This window comes from Alcaligenes sp. 13f (assembly GCF_020496585.1).
GTDB classification, from domain to species: Bacteria; Pseudomonadota; Gammaproteobacteria; order Burkholderiales; family Burkholderiaceae_B; genus Alcaligenes; species Alcaligenes phenolicus.
In genome coordinates, this window is sequence record NZ_JAHKKC010000036.1 from 1 (window position 1) to 24,565 (window position 24,565).

Genomic DNA, 24,565 nt, shown 5'->3' on the forward strand with positions numbered 1-24,565 from the left:
GTCGCCCGGAACCAAGGAGTCCAGCGTGACCATTTCCCATTCATGTTGATAAGCAGTCGGGGTCTTAAGCATGAACGTATTATGAACAAGCCTGCTGTTTTATGGGAGGGTTTGTCAGCAGTCTGAGAGGTTTGTAACCTCTTTGCTGCTTTAACCTGCCTATCGCCGCCCGTTTCAGGGCAGGAGTTTCCCAAAGCTGGCGATCGACACCGGCCGTTCGCTTGCCTTGGTTTTCAGTAACCCGTCTTACCGCCAAGGCTCTGGCGGAAAACGAGTGGGTTAAGGATCGTTGCAGGGCCTTGACCCTGCGCCAATCATTATCCCGCGTCGCCTTCGCGATACGTTGCTGCGTTGTTCGCACGAATTGCTCGACTCGTCGCCAGTCAATGGCGTGCCAGTCTTGCGGCTCGTGTAAGGACGCAGAACCACGGGGAGTGGTCTTTCTCATGCTTTCCTCTTTCCGGTTATCCCGTTAAAAGGACGCACAACGTCCCCGAAGGGATGGTGTACATCCCCTCGGGGTGGTTTTGAACGTTTGCAGTCGTCTTGCGACGGTTGCACCTAGTGGAAGTGGGCGTGCTTTCGCACCGGAGCAGAGCCCTATGCCACCCATTACAGGCGGCCATTCGCTTTTTCCACTCTCCCATACCCCCTCATCCAACAGCTCGCCTTGCGGCTTGCCTGCCCAGATGATTGCACCCATCTGGGCGGATAGTGGGGCTTACCACGTTCCCTGATCTACCGACTGATTTCGATTTGCATCGTACTCAGACTCTCCGTTTAGGACTCATCTATCCTGGGACTGCGTTAATGACGACGTGTGAGAAGATTTGAGTCTCACAGCCCGCAGCACACCTTTTGGTTATGGCCTACCAGCAGATTTGGCCATTCAATCCTTACCCAGGTTCCAGCGATGATTCACGTTACATTGCCCATACGGAACTAGCCTAGCCCCTTAACCGCCTCTCTGCTGGCAGTGTCCACCCTGATCCTCACAGATCAGAGGTGCCGCTTACGCGAGGGTACATTGTCTGGTGAGCTTCGCACCCGCCCATTACTGGTCGAGCACGTCACCGTAGGCTACGTGTGGTCGTACACACGGTTATGGCACTTCCTTTCAGAAGACATAACAAGGCAGATCAGAGCTTGCGCTCTGCGGTTTCACGTTATCCAAGTCAACTAGTTTTACGCACACAAAGAGGGCCAGACGGTATCGCAAGGATGCCGTATGGATTGCTCGGGTTTGGAGTGTCTAGTTGCCCTGTTGGGCAGTCTAGGGGCGTAAGAATACGAACGAGCGTTTGATAAACGTCGCCGTGGGGCAGAGTCTCTTCCGTAGAAGTGTCTCTGTCGTTTGAGACGCCAGCCAAGGCTGGGTCTTTTGACTTGTGTCAGGCACCATGGTGCGCTGTTTGATAACTGTGATTAGTACCCTGAACCTGCTCCTTGGAAGAGTAGGTCGTTCGGTTCTCAAGGGTTGAACCGACGCAGAACGACATCTACGTGTCGCACCAAATCGAGAGATTATACAATAGGCGCTGAACCAATATGGAATTACGCTGCAACCATGTCGATACTGCACCGCGCTCACTTCACGATTTCAGCTGCTCAGATCGATCAGCTGCCTCCTCCCGGACCGCCAGAGGTCTGTTTTGTGGGGCGCTCCAATGCGGGCAAATCCTCCGCCATCAATGTGTTGGCCAACCAACGGAAACTGGCTTTTTCCAGTAAAACGCCGGGACGAACACGCCTGATCAATATGTTCGGCATCCCCGACCCGCTCTCGCCGGGCGACTTTCTGGGCCACCTGGTGGACTTGCCCGGCTACGGCTACGCCGCCGTGGCGCGCCACGAAAAGCAGGACTGGGCCGAAATTCTGGGCGAGTACCTGGTCTCCCGCCCCTCGATTGCCGGCATTGTGTTGCTAATCGACATCCGACGCGGCGTGACTGACCTGGATATGCGCCTGGCCGATTGGATTGCGCCTACCGGCAAGCCCGTCCTGGCGCTTTTGACCAAGGCCGACAAACTGCCGTATGGTCAACGCATCAAGGCGGTGGCCGAAGTGCGCCGCCAACTCCGGGAAATTGGCGCCCTGCATGCGCTGCCCTTCTCCTCCACTGATCGTATCGGCTTGCCCGAAGCGACCGAATGCATCGAAAACTGGATTTCTCCGAAGGTTGTTCCATGACTCGTTTTATTCCTCCTGCCGACTTTCCTAACACTCGCCTGCGCCGTAACCGCCGCGACGAGTTTTCCCGCCGTCTGGTGCGTGAAAACCGCCTGTCCACCGACGACCTGATCTACCCGGTCTTTGTGCGTGAAGGCGAGAAAGTTCAGGAGCAAGTCGGCTCCATGCCAGGCGTCATGCGCTATTCGCCTGATGAACTGATGCGCGTGGCCGAACAGTGTCTGGAACTGGGCATCCCCGTGTTGTCCCTGTTCCCGTCCATCGACCCGTCCCTGAAAACGCCGGATGGCAGCGAAGCCGCCAACCCGAACGGCCTGATTCCGCGCGTGGTGGGCATGCTCAAGCAGCAATTCCCCGAGCTGGGCGTGCTGACTGACGTGGCTCTGGACCCCTACACCAGCCACGGCCAGGACGGCATTCTGGACGAAGCCGGTCACATCCTGAACGAAGAGACGGTCGCCATGCTGATCCGTCAGGCCCAGACGCAAGCCCAGGCTGGCGTGGACATTGTGGCCCCCAGCGACATGATGGACGGCCGCATCGGCTCCATCCGCGCTGCTCTGGACAAGGACCAGTTCATCCACACCCGCATCATGGCTTACTCGGCCAAGTACGCCAGCGCCTTCTACGGCCCCTTCCGCGACGCGGTGGGCTCGGCTGCCAATCTGGGCCGTTCCAACAAGAACACCTACCAGATGGACCCCGCCAACCGTAACGAAGCCCTGCGCGAAGTGGCCGCCGATATCCGCGAAGGTGCCGATATGGTCATGGTCAAACCTGGCCTGCCTTACCTGGACATCCTGCGCGACGTAAAAGACGCCTTTGGCATGCCAACCTACGCCTACCAAGTCAGCGGCGAGTACGCGATGATCAAGGCTGCCGCCCAGAACGGCTGGCTGGATCACGACAAGGTCATGATGGAGTCTCTGCTGGCATTCAAGCGTGCTGGTGGCGACGGCATTCTGACCTATTTCGCCATCGAAGCCGCCAAGCTGATGCGCGAACAGAACTGCTGATTCACATCAATCAGAACGCAAAAAACGCAGCCTGTGAGCTGCGTTTTTTGTTGTGTGTACGCGACGATCTATCGTCTGTTAAGCCCTGATAAGCCCGATTCGGGGCAAATCAGGAACTTCAGGCACCGGCCAGAACCTCATCCAGCACCTTGGAAAAGCGACTGGCATCCTGAAAACCGATCACGCGCAATTGTTCCAGCTGTTTCCCCTTGGAATCGAAAAACATGATGCCGGGAGGGCCAAACAGGCGGAAATGTTTCAGCAACTCCCTATCCTCGGGAGTGTTGGCTGTCACATCCACCTGCAGCAAATCAAACTGTGCCATACGCTGTGCAACCGCAGGATCACTGAACGTGAAATTCTCCATTTCAATGCAGGACACACACCAGTCTGCGTAGAAATCCAGCATGACGGGACGGGTGGTCTTGGCCAGCCGTCCTTCCAGCTCCTGCAAAGTGAGTACGCGCTGAAACTCCACTTTGCTTTGAGCGGCTGCCACCGTACCGGACGATTTCAGCCCTTCCAGTGGACGAATCACGCTAGGACGACCCAGGGCAATACTGATCATCATCATGATGGCCCAGACCGCCAACATCATGCCTACGCCCTGGCGCAAACCCGACCAAGGTGTGCGCGCTGCCGTACCGCGCCCAAATGCACCCAACAAGGCCGCGGCCCACAAAGCCAAAACGACCCAGCCAAAGACCGCGATCGTGCCGGACATCAAGGGCGAGACCATCCACCAGGCCGTAGCCAACAGCAAGACACCAAATGCGGTTTTGACACTTTCCATCCAGGCACCGGCCTTGGGCAACACACTGCCAGAACCCGCGCCCACAATCAGCAGCAACACGCCCGACCCCCAGGCCAAGGCGAACAGAGCCGAGCCGCCCAGGACCACATCACCCGTCTGCGAGATAAACAGCAGCACACCCGCCAAAGGCGCTGCTACGCAAGGGCCGACGATCAGCGCAGACAGCATGCCCATCAGGAACACGCCACCCATCTGCCCACCCGGCAAACGGTTCATGGTTTCATTCAGGCGATTTTGCAGCGCTGCCGGGGCCTGCACCGTAAATACATCCAGCATGGACAAGGCCAACACCACCAGGATCAGGGCAAACAAGCCCAAGACCCACGGATTCTGCAACCAGCTTGCCAAGCCTGCGCCCAGCGAACCTGCCGCCACACCCAGCAAGGTGTAGACCAGAGACAAGCCCAGCACAAAGGCAAAAGCCATTTTCAAACCATGCCAGCGCGATGGCGCAGGCTGACTACGGCCCGCAATGATGGACAGCAGAATCGGCACCATCGGCAAGACGCAGGGTGTAAAGGACAGCAGCAAGCCGAACACAAAGCTCAGCAGCACAATCTGCCCCCAACCTGCTTGCTTGAGATAATCCGCCAAGCCCACATCACTCAGGCTCAAGGCCGACGCGACACCACCTGTGCTGGCAGATGTAGCCGTAGACGTCGTGGCTGCGGTGTCTGCTTTCTGATCCGAGCCTTCACCTGGCGCAGGCACCGACACCACACCAAAGGGGCCTGCCACTTCCCAGCCCTGTCCGGTGGGGATCAGGGTCAAGGTTTGCGTAGAGGGGGAATAGCACAGGCCAGCATCGGCACAGCCCTGGCTGACCACATCAATTTTCAGATCCTGGCCCGTACCGCTATCGGCCAGAACAGGCACTCGCAGGGTGACCGAGTTGCGGTAGACCTCCATGACTTCGTCAAAGGTAGGGTCGTACACCTTTTCGCCATCGGGAAGCTGGGGAGCACCCAAATGTTCGGCCTTCTCGGTCGATATCCCGAAGCGCTTGCGATACATATAGTATTCAGGCGCAATCTGGAAATGGATATCCAGCTGATCGGGCTGGCTCATGGCCGCGGTCAGTACAAAAGCCTGTTCCGGGTCCAGAAACTCTTCTTCTGCCTGCGCCGTCAATGGCGTTGCCAGCCAGGCCAGCATCAGGACAAAGAAAACAGCAAACCACGCGCCAAGACGCTGGGCAGAAAACGGGGAACGCTTCAAAGACAAAGGCACAAATCTATTCCGGTTTTTTAGGCTGGGCTATCTGAGATTACGCTGGACGCGTCTGGGTGCGGACCCAATCCAGATAAGCGGTGAAACCACCAACAACCGGAAGCACAATCAATTCAGGCAGTTCGTAAGGATGCTGCTCTCGCAAGCGATCTGCCAGTTCCGGTAGCCGGGCCACTGTGGTTTTGAAAGTCAGCGTGATTTCCTCATCACCCTGTAACTCCCCTTGCCACATGTACATAGACAAACTGGCGGGCGCAAGGTTCGCACAAGCGGCAATTCCATCTTCAACCAGGTGATGAGCCAGGTACTTGGCCAGCATCATATCGGGCACCGTCGTCTGCACCAGCACCAATTGCTGTGCATCCAGATCGGGCAAGGTCAAGGCCAGTTTGGGTTTGGAACTGGAGGAATTCTCAGAGGACATGCAGGGCTCCTAATCAAGCCCTTAGTGTAGCGCCGGATGCCGGCGCTTAGATGCTGGACCGAGGTCGAGTCAGGCCGCTTAATGTTTCAGAGGGGCGCTCGCCATAGCGATGTCGATAGTCAGCAGAGAACTGTCCCAGGTGGGCAAAGCCACAGGCCAGGGCCACTTCGGTGACTGACATGCCACCTTCCTGCAAATATCGGCGGGCCGCTTCCAAACGCATCTGCTTTAGACGCGCCATCGGTGCGACACCCAAATGTTCCCGGAACCCCGCATACAGACTGCGCACACTAACACCTGCCGCTTGGGCTATATCGCCAATCGTGATGGGCTGGCCGGTCTGACTTTCCATGAAATCCAGGGCACGTCGCAAAACATGCGGCAAGACTGCCGCGGTCTTATGGGCGGGCTGATTGTGCTGGTGCAGCTCGAACAAGGCATAAATCAGGGTCTGCTCGAATTGGCGTACCTGACGGGGCTGATCAAACAAAGTGCCGTCCGACACTTCGGCAAACTGCCAATCCAGCAAGCGGCGCAAACTGGCTCCGCCAGGCGCATCCAAAGGAATGGAAGGCTGAAACTCCAAGGGGCCGCGTACAGGCTGCGCAAAATACTCCTGATAGTGGCGCTCCAGCCCTTGGCGTCCAATACGCACAAACAGCTTATCGGCCTCCAGACTATGTTCCATGCTGAAGTCTTGGGTCGGGCTGATGATGGAAGCCAGGCGAGAGGTAGACGCGAAACGTCCGTGCGCCGTATGAATCTGCTCTTGTCCCGACAGAGGAATTTGCAAGAGATAGAAGTCGTCCAGTGGCTGGGGCTGAATCTGCACCTGCGCGCCATAGCGCAAACGACCATAGGCAACATCCTGGCCTTGGCGTAGATACAAGCGTGCATTCAGACGCTGACGCGTATCCGCCAGGGTCAGACTATGCGGGCAGAAAACCTGGGAGATATAGTGCTGAACGCAGTCCACATCCTGCGAATGCAGCTGGGCATAGCGATTCAGTATGGTGGTCATGAGCGTCGCAACAAGCGATAAAAAAAGCTGTGCCTTAGTGTGGCACAGCCTCTTGCACTGCAACATCGAGACTATCCCTAGGCCCGGCTAAGGTGCCAAGACAGAGACAGCGATCCCGACGATTTACTGGCCCTGAAAACGGCCAAAACGTCCCTGCCAATACAGCAAAGGCGAATCCTGTGCCTGCTCGGCATGGTGCACCTGCAAGACACGGCCCAATACCAAAGCATGGCTATGACGTTCAATTACTTCCACGATCTGGCAGGCCAAAGCGGCAGGAGCTTGTCGTGCCAACCAGATACCGTGCTCGGTACGCAGCCAATCATGTCCGGCATAACGCGCATCGCCTTGCTCGCCTTTGAAACCGGCAAACTGCAAAGCCATGCCTGCCTGCTCGACACCCAGAATATTCACACCGAACAGGCCACTGTCACGCATTAAAGGCCAGGACGAGGAGCTTTGATTCACACAGACCAGTACCTCTGCCGGATCTGCGGCTACCGAGGTGACCGACGTTGCCGTCAGGCCGCTACGCTGGCCCTGGTGTTCGACCGTAATCACATTGGCCGTGCCACCCAGATGGCGCATAGCAAGTTTGAACTGCTCGGCAGAAACTCCAGGCGCGTGCAGCGCTTGGTCTGTCGGCAAGGAAGCCAATTCCACAGGCATGATTCACCCTTTTTTAATCTTATGGGCAGCACAGTCATCAGGACGGTGCTGCCTGCGTGGCGTACGTGAACTGGCTATCCCCCAGAGCAAACCCAAGCCTGCCCGATAGCCAGAAAATCGCTCTTAGCGAATGCCACGCTGCTGCAACAAAGGCAGCACAGTATCACGGAAATAAGGGAATTCCTTTACATAGTCCACAAAGGACAAGGTTGTTCCCCGGAAACCGGCTTCGTGCAACGCACACAAACCGTCAGCCACTTGCTCGGGCGTACCCACCAGCGGGAAGCCACCATGGCCCGCGGCCATACGCTCGCGAATCTGCTCCAGCAGCTCGTGCGGGAAGGAGTGGGCGTGGGCAAACTGCAAATTCATCAGGTTATCCACGGCACCATTGTCGATATTGGCCATGATGCGTTCCCACTCAGCCTTGGCCTCGGCTTGCGTCGGACGGCAAACCACGTGCGAGAAGGTCATCACATCAACCTTGCGGCCTTGCGCTTGGCCTTGTGCCTTGAGTTCAGCCACTTCTTTCCTGGAGCGCTCCAACTCCATGGCAGGCGTGAACAGGAAGTTCGCGTTGCGGCTGGCAAACTCACGGCCCTGACCAGAACCAGCGGCGTTAAAGATAGGTGGATCAAACTCAGGACGAGGATTGCCGTAGACGCCTTTGGCCTGAAAGTACTTGCCATCCCAATCGAAGCGACCGTCGTGGTGCCAGATCTTCTTGATCAGATCGAACCACTCTTGTGCATAGCCATAGCGGGTTTCGTGATCATCAGGCAACTTCACACCCAAAGCGTCGTACTCGGGCTTGTTCCAGCCAGCCACAATATTCAGACCGACACGGTTGCCGCTCATCTGCGCCATGGTGGCGATCTGCTTGGCGATCACAACGGGGTGGTTCGCAACGGTGTGCACAGTGGCGAACACGCTGATATTGCGAGTATTGGCCAGCAAGGCCGTCGCCCAGGTGACAGTTTCCAGTACATAGCCGTGGAAATCGGTTTCGCCACCGTAACCAATCCAACGGGCGATAGGCAGCATGAAGTCGATGCCAGCATCGTCCAGCAGCTTGCCCAGCTTCAGATTGTTTTCCCACGTAGCCTGCCAGCGATCGGGCAAGGTCGATACCGTCATGCCACCACCGCAGTTGGTAGCAAAGGTTCCCAGCAGAAACTTATCGTGTGTGAGCAATGTATTCTGTGCCATCGCCAGTCTCCTGAAAATCGTTGTTCTTTACAGCTCACCACCATGGCGAAGCTGACATAGCGCAGATTTTAGGGATTGGCTTTACGGCCCACTATCGGATCACTGCCGGTTTTATCAATTGCCTGCAATTATTTGAACTTTAAAGCTCTACAGGCCACCAAACCTAGCAAAAACCCTTACATAACAGCGGCTTGTCGTGTTTTCAGAACTTTTTTCAACAGTCAAAGCACCCTGCTTTACACCTTCACACTGTACTGAAATGGAGTCCACGTTCTGGCTCAAGCCCACGCTTGAACTTATATGAGGGGTAGGCTTGGCATTAAACCTGGGGAAAAAGCAAAACGAAGGTGAGAATCAAGGTCAGCAGCAACAAGGTTAAGGCCTTCCCAAAAACGCCCACCCCGTGATGAATAAGACCATACGCCGCCAATAAAAAAACGGACTCCTGAGAGTCCGTTTTCAATACTACTGTAGAAACAAGCGGCGCTTATTCAGCAGCGGCTTCTTCCTGAACTTCTGGACGATCCACCAGCTCCATGAATGCCATAGGAGCGTTGTCACCCTGACGGAAACCCATTTTCAGGATGCGGGTGTAGCCGCCGTTACGCTCTTGGTAACGTGGGCCGAAAACTTCAAACAGCTTGGTCACTGCATCACGGTCGCGCAGACGGGCGAAAGCCAGACGACGGTTTGCCAAGGTTGGGTTTTTAGCCAAAGTGATCAGAGGCTCAACCACGCGGCGCAGCTCTTTAGCTTTAGGCAGGGTGGTTTTGATGGCTTCGTGAGTCAGCAGGGACACGGACATGTTGCGGAACATGGCCAAACGGTGGCTGCTGGTACGATTCAGTTTACGTAGACCGTGACGGTGACGCATGATGATTTTCCTAAATAATGAATCTAATTGGCACGCCGCTTATGCGACATGCGTAAATCCGGTTCTTCTATCAGCTAAGCTGCGGACCAGATGGACAGCGCAAAACAATAGCACATTTTCAGCCGCCACCTACACTTTTTGCAGGTGTACAACACCAGAAAAAGTGTAAGCGGCGTCTAAGTACGTCTGTCTTGCTTACTACTTATGGACGCTCAAGACCCAGTGGTGGCCAGTTTTCGAGCTTCATGCCCAAAGTCAGGCCACGTGCAGCCAACACTTCCTTGATTTCGTTCAAGGACTTGCGACCCAGGTTTGGAGTCTTCAACAGTTCGTTTTCGGTACGCTGGATCAGATCGCCGATGTAGTAGATATTTTCGGCTTTCAGGCAGTTTGCGGAACGAACCGTCAGTTCCAGATCGTCGACAGGACGCAGCAACACAGGATCGATCTGTGGAGCGCCACGCACTGGAGCTTCGTAGGCATCGCCCACACCTTCCAGAGCAGCAAACACAGAGATTTGATCCATCAGGATGCGAGCGGACTGGCGCACGGCTTCCTCGGGCGAGATCACGCCGTTGGTTTCAATGTCCAGAACCAGCTTGTCCAGGTCAGTACGCTGTTCCACACGGGCGTTTTCGACCGCGTAGCTAACACGACGCACTGGGCTGTAGGAGGCGTCCAGCACGATACGACCGATCGTGTGGGTGCGATCATCAGCCAGGGCGCGCACGTTACCAGGAACGTAGCCACGGCCTTGCTCAACCTTGATTTGCATTTCCAGCTTGCCGTCGTCGGTCAAGGTGGCAATCACATGATTGGGGTTGATGATTTCAACGTCGTGCGGCAATTCGATGTCGCTGGCCAGAACTTGGCCGGCGCCTTCCTTGCGCAGGATCAGGGTAACTTCTTCACGGCTGTGCAGCTTGAAGACCACGCCCTTCAGGTTCATCAAGATATCAACCACGTCCTCGCCCACGCCTGGCAGCGTGGAGTACTCGTGCACCACACCGGTAATCTGCACTTCAGTGGGTGCATAGCCGGTCATGGAGGACAGCAAGATACGACGCAGTGCGTTGCCCAGAGTGTGGCCGTAGCCGCGCTCGAAAGGCTCCATGATCACCTTGGCGTGATTTTTGCTGATCGGTTCAACTTCGATGGAACGGGGTTTCAAAAAACCTTGAGACATTCGATTTCCTTTTCAATACCCTCGGCTCGTTACACCGATAAGGCTGACGGAAACTGGCAAAGCCAGCGGGATAGTATCGCAAAGCCCACTTGCCGAAAATCGGGAAGTGGGCCTGCGATTACTGCATTGCGTAAGAGGTCTTCGCGTACAAAATTAACGCGAGTACAACTCAACAACCAGCGATTCGTTGATGTCTTGAGCGACATCAGCGCGATCAGGAGCTTGCTTGAACACGCCGGACAGCTTGGCGGTGTCAACTTCTACCCACTGAGGCAAGCCAATGCCCGTAGCCAGATCCAGGGATTCCTTGATACGGCCTTGGGATTTAGCTTTTTCGCGCACGGAAACAACGTCACCAGCCTTGATCAGCATGGAAGCGATGTCAGCGGTGTGACCGTTGACTTCGATTGCACGGTGGTTCACCAGCTGACGTGCTTCTGCACGTGTAGAGCCAAAGCCCATGCGGTAAACCACGTTGTCCAGACGCGATTCCAGCAATTGAATCAGCGTTTCACCGGTGTTGCCACGACGGCGGTCAGCTTCAACGTAGTACTTGCGGAACTGCTTTTCCAGCACGCCGTACATACGCTTGAGCTTTTGCTTTTCGCGCAGCTGCAGACCGAAGTCAGACGTACGAGCACCGGAGGTGCGGCCGTGCTGACCAGGACGCGATTCCAGTTTGCACTTGGAATCCAGCGAGCGACGGGCGCTCTTCAAAAACAGATCGGTACCCTCGCGACGCGAGAGCTTGCATTTTGGTCCAATATAACGAGCCACTTCGCTTCCCCTTAGATGCGACGACGCTTGGGCGGACGGCAGCCGTTATGCGGAACCGGTGTGATGTCTGCAATGCTGGTGATCTTGATACCCAGAGCATTCAGAGCACGCACAGACGATTCACGGCCTGGACCGGGGCCCTTGATGCGAACTTCAAGATTTTTAATACCGTATTCCATGGCAGTACGGCCGGCTGTTTCAGCGGCAACCTGCGCGGCAAACGGCGTGGATTTACGAGAGCCTTTAAAGCCCGCGCCACCCGACGTAGCCCAGGACAATGCGTTGCCCTGACGGTCAGTAATGGTGATGATCGTGTTGTTAAAAGAAGCGTGGACGTGAGCAATCCCGTCCGACACGCTTTTTTTGACTTTCTTGCGTGCGCGTGAAGCGCTGCTAGAAGCTTTGGCCATCTTCTATTCCTCGATTATTTCTTCAGGGACGCGGCGGCGCGACGCGGACCTTTACGGGTGCGAGCGTTAGTGCGTGTACGTTGGCCGCGCACTGGCAGACCGCGACGATGACGCATGCCACGGTAAGTTCCCAAGTCAGCCAAACGCTTGATCGAGAGCTGAACTTCACGACGCAGGTCACCTTCTACGGTGAACAGGCCGATCTGTTCGCGAATGCGCTCGAGTTCCGCGTCGGTCAGATCTTTGACCTTCTTGGAGTATTCAATACCCGATGCTTCGCAAATCTTGCGAGCGCGGGTGCGACCGATGCCGAAAATCGCGGTAAGACCGATTTCGGCGTGTTGATGCGGCGGGATGTTAATGCCGGCAATACGGGCCATGGTTATTCCTTGTTAAATCGGTTGCGTTTCGGCAACTTAGCCTTGACGCTGCTTATGACGTGGATCGGTGCAGATGACACGCACCACGCCATGACGTTTAATGATTTTGCAGTTGCGGCAGATCCGCTTTACTGATGCCATTACCTTCATGGTTTGACTCCTAGTTTCCTGTAACCGGCCGCTTATTTGGAGCGGAACACAATTCGTGCTCGGGATAGATCATAGGGCGTGAGCTCCACAGTGACCTTATCGCCCGGCAGAATCCGGATATAGTGCATACGCATTTTGCCTGAAATGTATCCGAGCACTACGTGACCATTTTCCAGCTTGACGCGAAAAGTTGCGTTGGGAAGGTTCTCAAGAACCTGTCCCTGCATTTGAATGACGTCGTCCTTTGCCATTTTCGTGAATTACCGCATCGGCAAGCTCGAGCCTTTGAAGTTAGCCTTCTTGAGCAGCGAGTCGTATTGTTGTGACATGACATAGGCCTGGGCCTGCGCCATGAAGTCCATGGTTACTACAACAATAATCAGCAAGGATGTGCCGCCAAAATAGAACGGTACATTCCAGCGCATTTGCAAGAACTCTGGTACCAAACACACCAAGGTAATGTAGATCGCACCGGCCAAAGTCAGACGCATCAAAATCTTGTCGATATAACGCGCTGTCTGATCACCGGGACGAATCCCTGGTACGAAGGCTCCACTCTTTTTCAGGTTGTCTGCAGTTTCGCGGCTGTTGAACACCAGGGCCGTGTAGAAAAAGCAGAACAAAATGATCAGCGCGGAGAACAAAGTAATGTAAAGCGGCTGACGCGGCGACAAAGCAGCCTCGATTTCACGCAACCAACCCAGACCGGGTGTGCTGGAGAACCAATTAGCAATTGTCGCTGGCAACAGAATGATGGACGAAGCGAAGATCGGAGGGATCACGCCAGCCATGTTCAGTTTCAGCGGCAAATGCGAGCTTTGACCACCATAGATACGGTTACCTACTTGCCGTTTGGCGTAGTTGACCGTGATACGACGCTGACCACGCTCGACAAAGACGACGAAGTACGTGACGGCGGCTACTAAAACGAGGATAAACAGTGCCGATAGAATCGACATGGAATCCGTACGCACCAGATCAAGCATACCGCCCAAAGCATTAGGCAGACCCGCTACGATACCGGCGAAGATCAGGATGGAAATACCATTACCCAATCCACGTTCAGTGATTTGTTCACCCAGCCACATGACGAACATGGTGCCAGTGACCAGTGTTACCACTGTCGTGAAGCGAAACAGCATCCCTGGGTCGATAACCAGACCGGGCTGCGATTCTAGAGCGATGGAAATCCCAACTCCCTGGAACAAAGCCAAAAAGACCGTTCCGTAACGGGTGTATTGCGTGATCTTGCGACGACCCGACTCACCCTCTTTCTTGATTGCTTCCAGCGTGGGCACCACAGCGGTCATCAATTGCATGATGATGGACGCAGAGATGTAGGGCATGATTCCCAGTGCGAACACTGAGAATCGCTCTAAAGCACCACCGGAGAACATGTTAAACAAACCCAGAATACCACTCTGGTTTTGAGTAAACAGTTCGGACAAGGCATCAGGATTGATGCCTGGTACCGGAATGTGCGTACCCAAGCGGTAGACAATCAGGGCGAGCAACAGGAAAACGAGACGACGTTTCAAATCGCCGTAGCGCGGACCCGACTTACTCTGTGCCTGAGCTTTTGCCACCGTGACCCCTTTTTATTCCAGCGAGCCGCCGGCTGCTTCGATCGCGGCGCGAGCGCCGGCCGTTGCATTAATGCCTTTCAGCGCAACTTTACGGGAAAGTTCACCGGACTTGATGACTTTAGCGTAACGCACCATTTGGCCAACCACGCCAGCCTGCTTCAGTGCCTGGACGTCGATAACTTCGGCATCCATTTTTTGCAGTTCGGACAGACGTACTTCTGCGTACAGGTGGTCGTCCAGGGTGGTGAAACCACGCTTGGGCAAACGACGTTGCAAAGGCATTTGACCGCCTTCGAAACCGACTTTATGAAAACCACCCGAGCGGGATTTTTGGCCTTTATGACCACGTCCGCCGGTTTTGCCCAAGCCGGAACCGACACCGCGACCAACACGACGTGCTGCGTGTTTGGCGCCAGCGGCGGGCTTGAGATTGTTTAATTGCAATTCAGACATCCCGATTCCTTTCAGGCTTCCGAGACCGTAACCAGATAATCCACCTTGCGGATCATCCCACGAACCTCAGGAGTATCAACCAATACACGGCTGGTGTTGACTCGGCGCAGACCCAGGCCGCGAACGGTGTCGCGATGGCTTTGCTTTGTGCCGATGACCGAACGCACCAACGTAACTTTGATTTGTTTCTGTGCCATGACTTACCCCAGAATTTCTTCAACTGTCTTGCCGCGCTTGGCAGCAATGTCAGCAGGTGTCGAGCAAGCACGCAAACCGTTCAATGTAGCGCGAACCATGTTGTATGGGTTGCTGGAACCCAGGCTCTTGGCTACGACGTTGCGCACGCCCATCACTTCGAAGATAGCGCGCATTGGGCCACCGGCGATAACGCCAGTACCTTCAGCTGCGGGAGAGATCAGAACGGTGGCTGCACCGTGCTTACCAACTACGGTGTGATGCAAGGTGCCGTTCTTCAGAGGCACTTTGATCAGACCACGACGGGCCTGTTCCATTGCCTTCTGAACAGCAACGGGTACTTCGCGGGCCTTGCCCTTACCCATGCCGATGCGACCATCACCATCACCGACCACGGCCAGCGACGCAAAGCTCATGGTGCGACCACCTTTAACGACTTTGCTGACGCGGTTGACCGCAATCATCTTTTCTTTCAGGCCGTCATCGCGCTCTTGCTCTGGAGCCTGTCTGCCTTGTGCTTTAGCCATTTGATAATTCCTTTAGAATTTCAAGCCGGCTTCACGCGCGGCCTCGGCCAGCGCTTTCACGCGGCCATGGTAACGGAAGCCCGAGCGGTCAAAAGCAACCGTCTCGATGCCCGCAGCCTTCGCCTTTTCGGCGACGCGCTTGCCAACCAGGCTGGCTGCCGCTACGTTGCTGCCAACGGCCAATTCTTTGCGAACTTCGGTCTCGACAGTGGAAGCACTGACCAGAACGCGGTCGCCTTCGGGCGAGATGATGCTCGCGTAAATATGCGTATTCGTGCGATGCACCGACAGGCGGTGTACGCGCAGCTCGGCGATCTTGCGGCGAGTAGCCACTGCACGACGCATACGGGATTGTTTCTTGTCCATGATTCGTCCTTGCCTGCGGGCTTATTTCTTCTTGGTTTCCTTGAGGATGACGCGTTCGCCGACGTAACGTACACCTTTGCCTTTGTAAGGCTCTGGTGGACGATAGCCACGAATTTCTGCGGCAACCTGACCAACCACCTGCTTGTTCGAGCCCTTGATCACGACTTCCGTCGGAGTTGGGCACTCGGCTTTGATGCCTTCAGGCAGGTCGTGCACGATGTCGTGCGAGAAACCCAGTTGCAACTTCAAGGCATTACCCTGGACGGAGGCACGGAAACCCACGCCAACCAGACTCAGCTTGCGTTCGAAACCGGCGCTCACGCCAACAACCATGTTGTTGACCAGTTGGCGCACGGTGCCGGACATTGCGTTTGCGTGACGAGTTTCGTTCGCAGGCACAAAAGACAGCTGACCGTCTTGAAGTTCAATAGTGACGTCGCCAGTCAGAGTTTGAACCAAAGTGCCCAGAGGGCCTTTGACCGTGATCTGATCAGCGGCAATGGTCGTTTCTACGCCTTTAGGCAGGGAAACGGGATACTTAGCGATACGTGACATATGATGTTCTCCTTATGCCACGTAGCACAGCACTTCGCCACCGACGCCAGCTGCACGTGCTTTGCGATCGGTCATCACGCCGCGAGACGTGGACACGATAGCAACACCCAAGCCGTTCATGACTTGAGGGATGTGTGTGCTGCCTTTGTAGATGCGCAGTCCAGGACGCGAAACGCGGTCGATGCGCTCGATGACTGGCTGGCCGGCATAGTATTTCAGGGTGACTTCCAGTTCTGGCTTGGCTTTTTCGCCAACGATACGGAAATCTTCGATGTAGCCTTCGTCTTTCAGCACAGCAGCAATAGCTGCTTTCAGCTTCGAGGAGGGCATGCTGACCGATGTCTTGTTGACCATTTGCGCGTTACGCACGCGGGTCAACATATCGGCGATTGGATCGCTCATGCTCATGTGTATTTCTCCTACCAGCTGGCCTTGGTCATACCGGGGATCTCGCCGCGCATTGCCATTTCGCGCACTTTATGGCGAGTCAAACCGAATTTCTTGAAAACACCACGAGGGCGACCGGTGATAACGCAGCGGTTGCGTTGACGGGTCGGGTTCGCGTTGCGTGGCAATTGTTGCAACTGCAAACGAGCTTCGTAGCGCTCTTCGTCAGACTTGGACTGGTCGTCAATGATCGCTTTCAGTGCTGCACGCTTGGCGGCGAATTTCTCAGCCAGCTTGGCGCGCTTGATGTCGCGATTGATGAGGGAAAGTTTAGCCACGTTGCGCCCCTTAGTTGCGGAACGGGAAGCTGAACGCGCTAAGCAGCGCCTTGGCCTCTTCGTCCGTCTTGGCAGAAGTAGTGATGCTGATGTTCAGACCACGCACTGCGTCGATTTTGTCGTACTCGATTTCGGGGAAAATGATTTGCTCTTTAACCCCCATGTTGTAGTTGCCACGGCCATCAAACGCACGACCCGACACACCACGGAAGTCACGAACGCGTGGCAGAGCCACAGCGACCAGACGATCCAGGAATTCGTACATGCGTTGACCGCGCAGGGTCACCATACAACCGATCGGGTAATCTTCGCGAATCTTAAAACCGGCAATAGCTTTGCGGGTTTTCGTGATAACGGGCTTCTGACCAGCAATTTTGGTCATGTCCGATACCGCGTTCTCGATAATCTTCTTGTCAGCAACCGCTTCCGAGACACCCATGTTCAGAGTGATCTTGGTGATGCGGGGTACTTCCATAATGCTCTTGTACTCGAACTGCTTTTGCAGATCGGCAACCACTTTTTCGCGGTAGAACTCTTGTAAACGTGCCATGTTATCCGCCCCTTAAGCCTTGGCGCCAACGGCTTTGCCGCTGGAACGATAAACACGCGTCTTCTGACCGTCGATCACCTGGATACCAACGCGGTCGCCCTTGCCGGTTTCTGGGTTGAACAGTGCAACGTTCGAGATGTGGATAGGCATGGTCTTGTCGACGATACCACCCTGCGTGCCAGCCATAGGATTGGCTTTAACGTGTTTTTTGACTACGTTGATGCCTTCCACGATGACGTGGTCTGCATCGACGCGTTGCAGTACTGTGCCACGGCGTTTTTTATCACGGCCGGTCAGCACAATAACTTCGTCGCCTTTACGAATTTTTTGCATTTTTTCGCGCTCCTTACAGCACTTCGGGAGCCAAGGACACGATCTTCATGAACTTCTCGGTACGCAGTTCACGCGTAACGGGTCCGAAGATACGGGTGCCGATGGGTTCCAGCTTGGCATTGAGCAATACGGCGGCATTGCCACCGAAACGAATCAGCGAACCGTCTTTACGGCGCACGCCCTTAGCGGTACGAACCACTACAGCGTTGTAGATTTCGCCTTTTTTGACGCGTCCGCGCGGGGCCGCTTCTTTAACGGTAACTTTGATGATGTCACCAATTGCGGCATAACGGCGCTTCGAGCCGCCCAGCACCTTGATGCACATTACGGAACGCGCACCTGTGTTGTCGGCCACGTCCAGCGTGGTCTGCATTTGAATCATGATTTTTCCTGTTCCAACTTAATTGCAACGATCCAGTCAAAATGACTGGGTCACACAACCAGTTTTGGTCCCGTCAGATTCGGATCCAGCCAGTTCGATACCGTAAACCCGATCTCGATCTGGTCCGGCAAGCCGAACCCTAGGTTGAAATCTTGCGAGAGACAAAACGTTGTATTACCAACTTCAATCCGGATAGGCGACTAAGCCTCTCCGGTCAAAATAAAGAGGTAAGCCACATATACTAGCAAATAAGCCCCAGAAAAACAAGGATTTATTTGCTAAGGCCTTGGCACGACGGCGTTTTCGCGCAACAACTCGTCCAGCTGGGCACTATTGCTGCCTCGGGTTACCCGGCGCAAACCTATCCCCAATTCCTGCAGGCTCTGCAGGAACGCTGTCAGCAAATGTCGGCCACCCACCTCGGCCTGCAGCGTCTGGGCGCGCTCATCGTCCAGGACAATATATTTGAGTGCCATCATGTGCAACCACAGAATCGATTCGGGCTGCTCCAGAACACGACGCAGACCAAATTGCACACCCAAGGGCCGCAATTTATCCACGAAAGCGACCGTTTCCACATCGTGCTCACTCAGGCAATAAGCATCCAGTTCGATAATCAGACGCCGGGCCTTGTCACCGGCCTTGGTCAGAACCTCTGCCACCTGATCTGCAAATCCAGGCTTGATCACCGATGCCCAGGAGACACGGACACTTAAACTGCCCTCGTTATCGGCTAACCAGTCGCTTGCCAGCTCCATCGTACGCAAGTCACACTGCCACGACAGACCCAGACGCACCGCCACCGGAATGAACAAATAGGCAGGCAAACTGGCCTGTCCCGGTTGCTCGGGCAACAAATTCAGGGTTGCATCGTGAATCTGGCCCGCTTGCCCCCAGACTTCAACGCCCGGCTTCACACTCAATTCAATCCGGCCTTGCTCCAGACCACGCTCAATACGTGAATGCCATTCCTGCTCACCAATGGAAGAGCTCGCCTCGGAGTGAATCCCTTCAGACGGACGGTATTCCACTTCCTGATGCCCTGCCCCTTCGGCGCGCATCAAGGCATTGTCCAAACGGGTCATCACGGCGCTGAGCGAGTCCTGACCTTCATAGTTCGTCATCGCCATGGACCAGCGGCACAAACTGCCATCGGGTAGAGGCTGGCGCAATTCCTGCAAGGCAGTACGCAGTTCCTGGGCAAAGCCCATCACTTGAGGACCCGTCTGGCCCTTGAGCAGCACAATAAAATCAGAACCATTCAAGCGCGCCAGATTGCCCGCGTCCATGCCATTTTTCTGCAATAGCTCCGTACAACGCTGAGTCACCAGCTTCAGCCAGGCATCCACCGCGTCACGAGACAGGGAGGTATTCAATGGCAGCAAGTCCCGCTGACGGAATAACAGCACATGGCCGCCCTCTTCCTGTTGCAGCACCTGACGGAACATATTCACGAAGTACTTGCGATTGGCCAGGCCCGTGACCGGATCGCAGTTCAACTCCAGCTGTAACTGCTCGATTCGGGCATTTTGCTCCTGGCTGCTAACACGAATACGTTTTTGCACCGTGCTTAAGGTATGTGTGACGGCTTCCAGCTCGGGGATCGTGCGCACTTTCTTGCGGCTGGGTACAGACTCGCTTTGATCCATCTGTTGCAGCTCGAACTGGACGTGTTCGCGCAAAGCCCGGCGCAACCAGGCCATGACCATCAATACAAACACACCCCAGGCAACCCCGGCGCCCAGCACCAACAAAGTGACGCGCACAAAACTTTTCCACAAACTGGCGCGGGCGTACTCGTCAGCAGGTTTTACTTCGATCGTACCAATCTGATTCCAGCCATTACTGACATGGGCCGAGGCCACGGGTACATCAATCGGCAAAGAGTTGGCGAACCACGCAGGCGAAGATCCGCTGATCTGTGTTTCTTGCTGAGCACTACGCTCCACCAGGACCGTATCGGAGGTGTCAATAAAGCGGATACGCTCAAACTGCCCGGTATCGTACAAGGCGGCAATCAAAAGCTCCTGCGTCACCGGGTCCTGGTTGCTGGGCTGGGACAAGGTCAAGGCCAGCGAAGTCGCAGCCGACTCACCCTGAGCCTGCAACTGACTGCTCAAATACTGCCTTGCCGAATCGACGCTGAACCACAGCGTGCCAATCAAGATAGCAAGAATCGCGCACGAGACACTTAGCAGGAGCTGTTTAAGTAAAGACATAGCGCTTCCGTATATTCCATAAATTCTGGTCTAGCCCACCCGATATGGGTGTCCTGAGGTCTGTTTCCATTTGGTGCTCTAGCCCAAGGACCGGCACATCATCAAGGAACAAAACCTTCCTTACGCATTTTTTCCAGCAAACCACGCCACCGGCTGATACTGTCCACCGAACCTTTCTGGGCATTACCCACATACACCCCTTGCGAATTGAAGCTGAACACAGGGGTCAAATCAGGACGCTGGCTGGCGGGGCGAATCGAGCCACTTAAATTATCCAGCAGCAAAGGCTCGGCCTGGGGCGTGGGATAGTAGCCCAGAACCATGTGCGCAATGCTTTGCCCACCTACTTGAGCCCGCACGTAAATCAATCGCAGTTTTTCATTGGGCACACCCAGGTGCAACAAGGAAAAATACTTGCCGATGACAAAGTCCTCACAGTCACCCGCCGCTTTGCCCAAAGTCTCGATGGGCGTGGCCCAGTAATCCAGCTGGCCCCAAATATGAATGTCCTCGCCAGCCATCACATTCATATTCCAGAAATCATTGACGGCATCCAGCTGACGACGCTCACTTAAACCACGGGCGGACTCCAGATTAGCCATCCACCGATCCACGGCAGTCCCGGCACGGGCGCCAAAGCGGGAAACGGCGGTCTGGCGAATCTTGCTGACCTCGAACTGCAAGGCAGGCGCCGACAAGGGCAGCCACACCACAACCAGCAGTGCGACCAGCACAAACAGCGCAATCCTAGATCGAAGAAAAAGGCGTAGCCAGGCAAGAGACAAGAGCACGTCAATCCCAAATAAGCAAACCCTTATAACGGCGTTATAGCTTGCCTATTTAGTGAACGCTTGGCAATCGACAAAGCGTCTGAACCCTCTATATATAGAGCAGGCTGTTAAACGGTCTCGAATCACCCCAGCAAAAAGAAACAGCTGGTCTACAAAACCGCAGAGCCAACGCCTACCAGCTCAGCCTGGCCAGCCGTTCTGCTGCATGCACCCTCTTTCCTGCAGCCACATCAAGGATCATAGTCACAAATGCCAAACACCCACTATTGGCGCTGACGACAAGCTGCAGACATAAAAAAACCCCACAAACCCAAAAAGGCTTGTGGGGCTTGGGCACTACCCGCAGATAGTGCCTATCCGGTGAACAGCTTAGAAATCAGAAGACTTCAAAGTACCGTCTTTCAGCGAGTTGGCGATCTGGGCTGCCTTCTCTGCGTCAAAGTCGATGTTGTCCAGAATGATCTTCTGATCGATCTGGCCATTACCTTGAGAGCTGATACCGATTTCCATCTTGCCACTATCCGAACGGCTTACTGTCAGGTACTGGCTCAGGTCACCATTGTTGAGGTCATGGCCCGACAGCAGATCAGTAATAACCAAGGTGTCGGTACCCGCGTCACCAAAGTCCATCACGTAATCCACAGCAGGTTTGATGGTGGTGCCTTCATCACCCTTGTTCCATACAAAGGTGTCATCACCCTCACCACCGAACATGATATCGTCGCCGGCACCACCGATCAGGGTATCGTTTCCGCCCTGACCGTAAAGAATGTCGTTGCCTGTGCCGCCGTCAAGTATGTCATCACCGTCATTCTGGTGCGACTGATTGAACTCGGCTGGATTCTCGGTAATGTACTCGTGAACCTGCTGAGCAGTCAGGCTGGACGGCTCAACGTTGCCAGGCAACTTGCCTGCAATGTAAGCCTGCAATGCCGTCAATCCACCGCCCTCAATACCGTCAAAGCGAATCTGGTCACCAAACAGAATGTCATCACCCGCGCCGCCTTCCAGCGTGTCCTTGCCGGACGGCAACAAACTATCCTTGCCCAGGATCGCATCCGCCAGATCTGCAGGGTCGATGTTGGCAAGGACCTTACCGTCGGAATCGTAAGCCTTCAGGTCGTTGACATTCAAGGTTGGCCCAAGCCCAATGGCCTCGACTGTTGACTTGCCATTCAACAAGGCAAATGCCGCCAAAGAATCTGCCAACGTAGTCTGGTTGGTTGAGTTGCCGGTACCACCAAGCGGCGTATAGGCATACCCACCATTGCCAGTTGCCCGCAGGGCACCGACGATACTCCCGTTCTGATAAACCAGCCCCAAATCGTCAACGATCGTTGTCCTACCGGAGGTGATCGCCTCCCCAGGGGTATAGCCACCACTTCTAGACAGCCAGCTAGAAAGCGTGCGACCACTGATCGAAGGATCTGGGTCACCTCTTTCATTGACATAGAAGGTTGGTGCGCCGTCCGTGATGAAATACGTCAAGTTGTTGCCATCGTTACCCTTGACGGCAGTGGAATCAAACCAATTGGCAGCCTGCTTGAAAGCGTCCTCATAGTTTGTACCGCCACCGCTGGTCATGCTGTCAACCAACTCGACCAGTTTGGTACGCGCATCCGGATCTGCCAGATTGACACTGACGCTGCCTTGGACATGGTTATCGAAATCCGACAGGTACACATTCACCATGCCTGCATTTTCACCACCAGCATTCGCCAGCAGCGCATCGAACACCTGCAGTAACGATGCCTTCGCATCGCGAACACCCTGGTTACCCATACTGCCGGACGTATCCACCAGGAAGGCAATGTTGTAGTTCTGCCCCGGCAGAATCTGCAACCCAGCCACGTCGGCAATCATGACATCATTGCCGCTGCTGCCCACAAGGTTGTCATCACCCACAGATCCGGACACTGTCGTGTGCACGGCCAGAGTCACACTATCATCTGCCGTCAGCGCATCGCCATCTGACAAGCCCTTTTCGTTCGCAGAGACTTCCGCGCGAATGTTCAGGTTGCCTGCCTCGGTGGGTACCTTGACCGTGACAGTCACATCGTTCATGTTGGTCTTGCCATCATTCACGATCGTCCAGGTACCATCGGTATTGGAACTGAACTGGATATCATGGCCATCGGCATCCTTCACCGACGTGATTTCCGCACCATTTTCCAGGCCGCTGATCACGACATCCGACAATGTTTCGCTGCCGTCCGTATCGCCAAGTTCCGCATCCAGATTCAAAGCGATTTCATCGTAGCCGGTAATGACAATTTCCGAAGTGACATCCGGGTGAACAATCGTCGCACCGTCACCAAAGATGAAACCACGAATGTTATTCACTTGAATCGTGATGCCCGTATCAAGGTCCTTGATACTACCGTCATAACCAGAATCACTATGCAAATCCCCGAGTTGGATTTCATATTTTTCACGATCCTTGGTCAGGAACAGGAAGTCCTTGTCGCCACCATTGATTGTATTCATCGGAATGGGATTACCCTGGCCATTCGTCGTCAACTGGTTGAAATCGCCACGCAGAACAACCAGTTCAGGATTGGCATCATCCTGTTTGTTACCACCCCATTGTTGGGGGAAGGGTGACTCAGTAACGTCGTAGCCTTCGACGTTCGGCACGCCATCGATGATTTCAATGGTGGATCCATTGCCATCGGTAACACGAATCATCGTCTCGCGAACCGACGAGACAACGCCAGCATTTTCGAGGCTCAAGGAAGGCGCATCCACTACAGGGCGAATATCGACAACAAACGTCGACGCTTCTCCTGCCGTGATGCCATCTGTCGGCACGAACTGGAAGTGAGCATAGTCTTGATGCTGGTTGCCTACACCTTCCGTGTCATGACCATCGAAGCCCGACTCGTCGGGATCGGGGCGGAAGACGAGGTTACCGCTGTCAATATCAGCCTTGGTAATTGTCGTATTGACCGCAACAGGAGTTTCGACACCTCCATCAATCAGGACGAGTTTTCCATCTGTCGGCAAGGAAGTAATCGTGATGGCAAACGCGTCATTGATTTCAGTATCCACATCGCTGATTTTGAAGTCAGCCCATGTCAGAGTGAGATCAGTATCCTCGATACCTGATGCATAACCGCCGCCGACAGCAACTGTGGGGGCGTCATTGGTGCCGTTGATCGTGATCGTCAGCGTCGCCGTCGAGGTATCGCCATCCGCATCCGTGATCGTGTACTCGAACGTCTCCGTCAGCGTATCGCCATCGTTCAGTTCCTGCACCGCGCCCAGGCTGTTGTCCAGCGTGTAGCTCCACTTGCCTTCGGCATCCACCGTGAACGACCCGTACTTCGCCGTCGTGCCGTCAAACACCACCGAGGCAATCGCATCGGCGCCACGCACATCGTTGTCCAGCACATCGCCCGTGATCGGCGCAGCCGCATCTTCCGTGACCTGCGCCACATCGTCTTCGGCTACCGGCTCCGTATCCAGAATCTGGATCACCAGGTCGTTGCTGCTCGATACGCCAGCCACATCCGTCACTTCCACCGTGAAG

At 55.0% G+C, this 24,565-nt stretch carries 28 protein-coding genes and 1 pseudogene; 2 read left to right on the plus strand and 27 right to left on the minus strand.

The window, feature by feature from the left end; all coding sequences use genetic code 11:
• Positions 1–127: 127 nt before the first annotated feature.
• Positions 128–448 (minus strand): annotated as a pseudogene (locus tag KOE80_RS18955) (reverse transcriptase N-terminal domain-containing protein); the annotation flags it as partial.
• 1,119 nt (positions 449–1,567) lie between these two features.
• Between KOE80_RS18955 and yihA the strand changes: the two are divergent.
• Both yihA and hemB read left to right on the plus strand, forming a co-directional pair.
• Entirely contained in the window at positions 1,568–2,191 is a 624-nt protein-coding gene (gene yihA / locus KOE80_RS18960) for a ribosome biogenesis GTP-binding protein YihA/YsxC (protein WP_009459957.1), read from the plus strand.
• Complete coding sequence (gene hemB, locus KOE80_RS18965; protein WP_035269608.1) at positions 2,188–3,207, plus strand: porphobilinogen synthase; 1,020 nt, start codon at positions 2,188–2,190, stop codon at positions 3,205–3,207. The genes yihA and hemB overlap by 4 nt, the downstream gene beginning before the upstream one ends.
• A gap of 118 nt (positions 3,208–3,325) precedes the next feature.
• Here hemB and dsbD read toward each other — a convergent pair whose 3' ends face one another.
• The 26 genes from dsbD to KOE80_RS19095 form a co-directional block, all read right to left on the minus strand.
• On the minus strand, positions 3,326–5,251 hold the full coding sequence (gene dsbD / locus KOE80_RS18970) for a protein-disulfide reductase DsbD (protein ID WP_226349742.1): 1,926 nt from the start codon (positions 5,249–5,251) through the stop codon (positions 3,326–3,328).
• Positions 5,252–5,288: 37 nt separating this feature from the next.
• Complete coding sequence (gene cutA / locus KOE80_RS18975) at positions 5,289–5,675, minus strand: divalent-cation tolerance protein CutA (protein WP_009459966.1); 387 nt, start codon at positions 5,673–5,675, stop codon at positions 5,289–5,291.
• A gap of 46 nt (positions 5,676–5,721) precedes the next feature.
• Positions 5,722–6,696: an AraC family transcriptional regulator gene (locus tag KOE80_RS18980; RefSeq protein WP_226349743.1), complete on the minus strand. Its 975-nt coding sequence runs from the start codon at positions 6,694–6,696 to the stop codon at positions 5,722–5,724.
• Between the two features lie 123 nt (positions 6,697–6,819).
• The gene (locus KOE80_RS18985; RefSeq protein WP_009459970.1) at positions 6,820–7,365 is read right to left on the minus strand and encodes a flavin reductase family protein; all 546 of its coding nucleotides are present in this window, start codon (positions 7,363–7,365) and stop codon (positions 6,820–6,822) included.
• A gap of 123 nt (positions 7,366–7,488) precedes the next feature.
• Positions 7,489–8,574 (minus strand): LLM class flavin-dependent oxidoreductase, encoded by a 1,086-nt coding sequence (locus KOE80_RS18990; protein ID WP_035269604.1) that lies wholly within the window; start codon positions 8,572–8,574, stop codon positions 7,489–7,491.
• A gap of 487 nt (positions 8,575–9,061) precedes the next feature.
• A complete protein-coding gene (gene rplQ, locus KOE80_RS18995) occupies positions 9,062–9,448 on the minus strand; it encodes a 50S ribosomal protein L17 (RefSeq protein ID WP_003805334.1) in 387 nt (128 codons plus the stop codon).
• A 202-nt stretch (positions 9,449–9,650) separates the two neighbouring features.
• Positions 9,651–10,634 (minus strand): DNA-directed RNA polymerase subunit alpha, encoded by a 984-nt coding sequence (locus tag KOE80_RS19000; RefSeq protein WP_003805337.1) that lies wholly within the window; start codon positions 10,632–10,634, stop codon positions 9,651–9,653.
• Positions 10,635–10,787: 153 nt separating this feature from the next.
• Entirely contained in the window at positions 10,788–11,411 is a 624-nt protein-coding gene (rpsD, locus tag KOE80_RS19005) for a 30S ribosomal protein S4 (protein WP_009459976.1), read from the minus strand.
• A gap of 11 nt (positions 11,412–11,422) precedes the next feature.
• Entirely contained in the window at positions 11,423–11,821 is a 399-nt protein-coding gene (gene rpsK / locus KOE80_RS19010) for a 30S ribosomal protein S11 (RefSeq protein WP_003805343.1), read from the minus strand.
• A gap of 14 nt (positions 11,822–11,835) precedes the next feature.
• A complete protein-coding gene (gene rpsM / locus KOE80_RS19015) occupies positions 11,836–12,201 on the minus strand; it encodes a 30S ribosomal protein S13 (protein WP_003805346.1) in 366 nt (121 codons plus the stop codon).
• A 36-nt stretch (positions 12,202–12,237) separates the two neighbouring features.
• Positions 12,238–12,351, minus strand: a complete 114-nt coding sequence (gene rpmJ, locus KOE80_RS19020; RefSeq protein ID WP_003805360.1) for a 50S ribosomal protein L36 — start codon at positions 12,349–12,351, stop codon at positions 12,238–12,240.
• A 32-nt stretch (positions 12,352–12,383) separates the two neighbouring features.
• A complete protein-coding gene (gene infA, locus KOE80_RS19025; protein ID WP_003805361.1) occupies positions 12,384–12,602 on the minus strand; it encodes a translation initiation factor IF-1 in 219 nt (72 codons plus the stop codon).
• 9 nt (positions 12,603–12,611) lie between these two features.
• Entirely contained in the window at positions 12,612–13,937 is a 1,326-nt protein-coding gene (gene secY / locus KOE80_RS19030; RefSeq protein WP_003805363.1) for a preprotein translocase subunit SecY, read from the minus strand.
• Positions 13,938–13,949: 12 nt separating this feature from the next.
• Positions 13,950–14,390: a 50S ribosomal protein L15 gene (gene rplO, locus KOE80_RS19035; RefSeq protein ID WP_022983333.1), complete on the minus strand. Its 441-nt coding sequence runs from the start codon at positions 14,388–14,390 to the stop codon at positions 13,950–13,952.
• A gap of 11 nt (positions 14,391–14,401) precedes the next feature.
• A complete protein-coding gene (rpmD, locus tag KOE80_RS19040) occupies positions 14,402–14,587 on the minus strand; it encodes a 50S ribosomal protein L30 (RefSeq protein WP_003805366.1) in 186 nt (61 codons plus the stop codon).
• Between the two features lie 3 nt (positions 14,588–14,590).
• A complete protein-coding gene (gene rpsE, locus KOE80_RS19045; RefSeq protein ID WP_003805367.1) occupies positions 14,591–15,112 on the minus strand; it encodes a 30S ribosomal protein S5 in 522 nt (173 codons plus the stop codon).
• A gap of 12 nt (positions 15,113–15,124) precedes the next feature.
• Entirely contained in the window at positions 15,125–15,478 is a 354-nt protein-coding gene (gene rplR, locus KOE80_RS19050; protein ID WP_009459977.1) for a 50S ribosomal protein L18, read from the minus strand.
• 21 nt (positions 15,479–15,499) lie between these two features.
• The gene (rplF, locus tag KOE80_RS19055; protein WP_009459978.1) at positions 15,500–16,033 is read right to left on the minus strand and encodes a 50S ribosomal protein L6; all 534 of its coding nucleotides are present in this window, start codon (positions 16,031–16,033) and stop codon (positions 15,500–15,502) included.
• A 12-nt stretch (positions 16,034–16,045) separates the two neighbouring features.
• Positions 16,046–16,441: a 30S ribosomal protein S8 gene (gene rpsH, locus KOE80_RS19060; RefSeq protein ID WP_009459979.1), complete on the minus strand. Its 396-nt coding sequence runs from the start codon at positions 16,439–16,441 to the stop codon at positions 16,046–16,048.
• A gap of 11 nt (positions 16,442–16,452) precedes the next feature.
• The gene (rpsN, locus tag KOE80_RS19065; protein ID WP_003805371.1) at positions 16,453–16,758 is read right to left on the minus strand and encodes a 30S ribosomal protein S14; all 306 of its coding nucleotides are present in this window, start codon (positions 16,756–16,758) and stop codon (positions 16,453–16,455) included.
• Positions 16,759–16,768: 10 nt separating this feature from the next.
• Complete coding sequence (gene rplE, locus KOE80_RS19070; RefSeq protein WP_009459981.1) at positions 16,769–17,308, minus strand: 50S ribosomal protein L5; 540 nt, start codon at positions 17,306–17,308, stop codon at positions 16,769–16,771.
• Between the two features lie 12 nt (positions 17,309–17,320).
• Entirely contained in the window at positions 17,321–17,641 is a 321-nt protein-coding gene (gene rplX / locus KOE80_RS19075) for a 50S ribosomal protein L24 (RefSeq protein WP_003805373.1), read from the minus strand.
• Between the two features lie 13 nt (positions 17,642–17,654).
• Entirely contained in the window at positions 17,655–18,023 is a 369-nt protein-coding gene (gene rplN / locus KOE80_RS19080) for a 50S ribosomal protein L14 (protein ID WP_003805375.1), read from the minus strand.
• A gap of 278 nt (positions 18,024–18,301) precedes the next feature.
• A complete protein-coding gene (locus KOE80_RS19085; protein WP_226349744.1) occupies positions 18,302–20,242 on the minus strand; it encodes a LapD/MoxY N-terminal periplasmic domain-containing protein in 1,941 nt (646 codons plus the stop codon).
• Between the two features lie 101 nt (positions 20,243–20,343).
• Positions 20,344–20,976 carry a transglutaminase-like cysteine peptidase gene (locus KOE80_RS19090; RefSeq protein WP_035269590.1) on the minus strand — a complete coding sequence of 211 codons (633 nt, stop codon included), beginning with the start codon at positions 20,974–20,976 and terminating at the stop codon, positions 20,344–20,346.
• A 426-nt stretch (positions 20,977–21,402) separates the two neighbouring features.
• Positions 21,403–24,543: a VCBS domain-containing protein gene (locus KOE80_RS19095; RefSeq protein WP_319002437.1), complete on the minus strand. Its 3,141-nt coding sequence runs from the start codon at positions 24,541–24,543 to the stop codon at positions 21,403–21,405.
• Between the last annotated feature and the right edge of the window lie 22 nt (positions 24,544–24,565).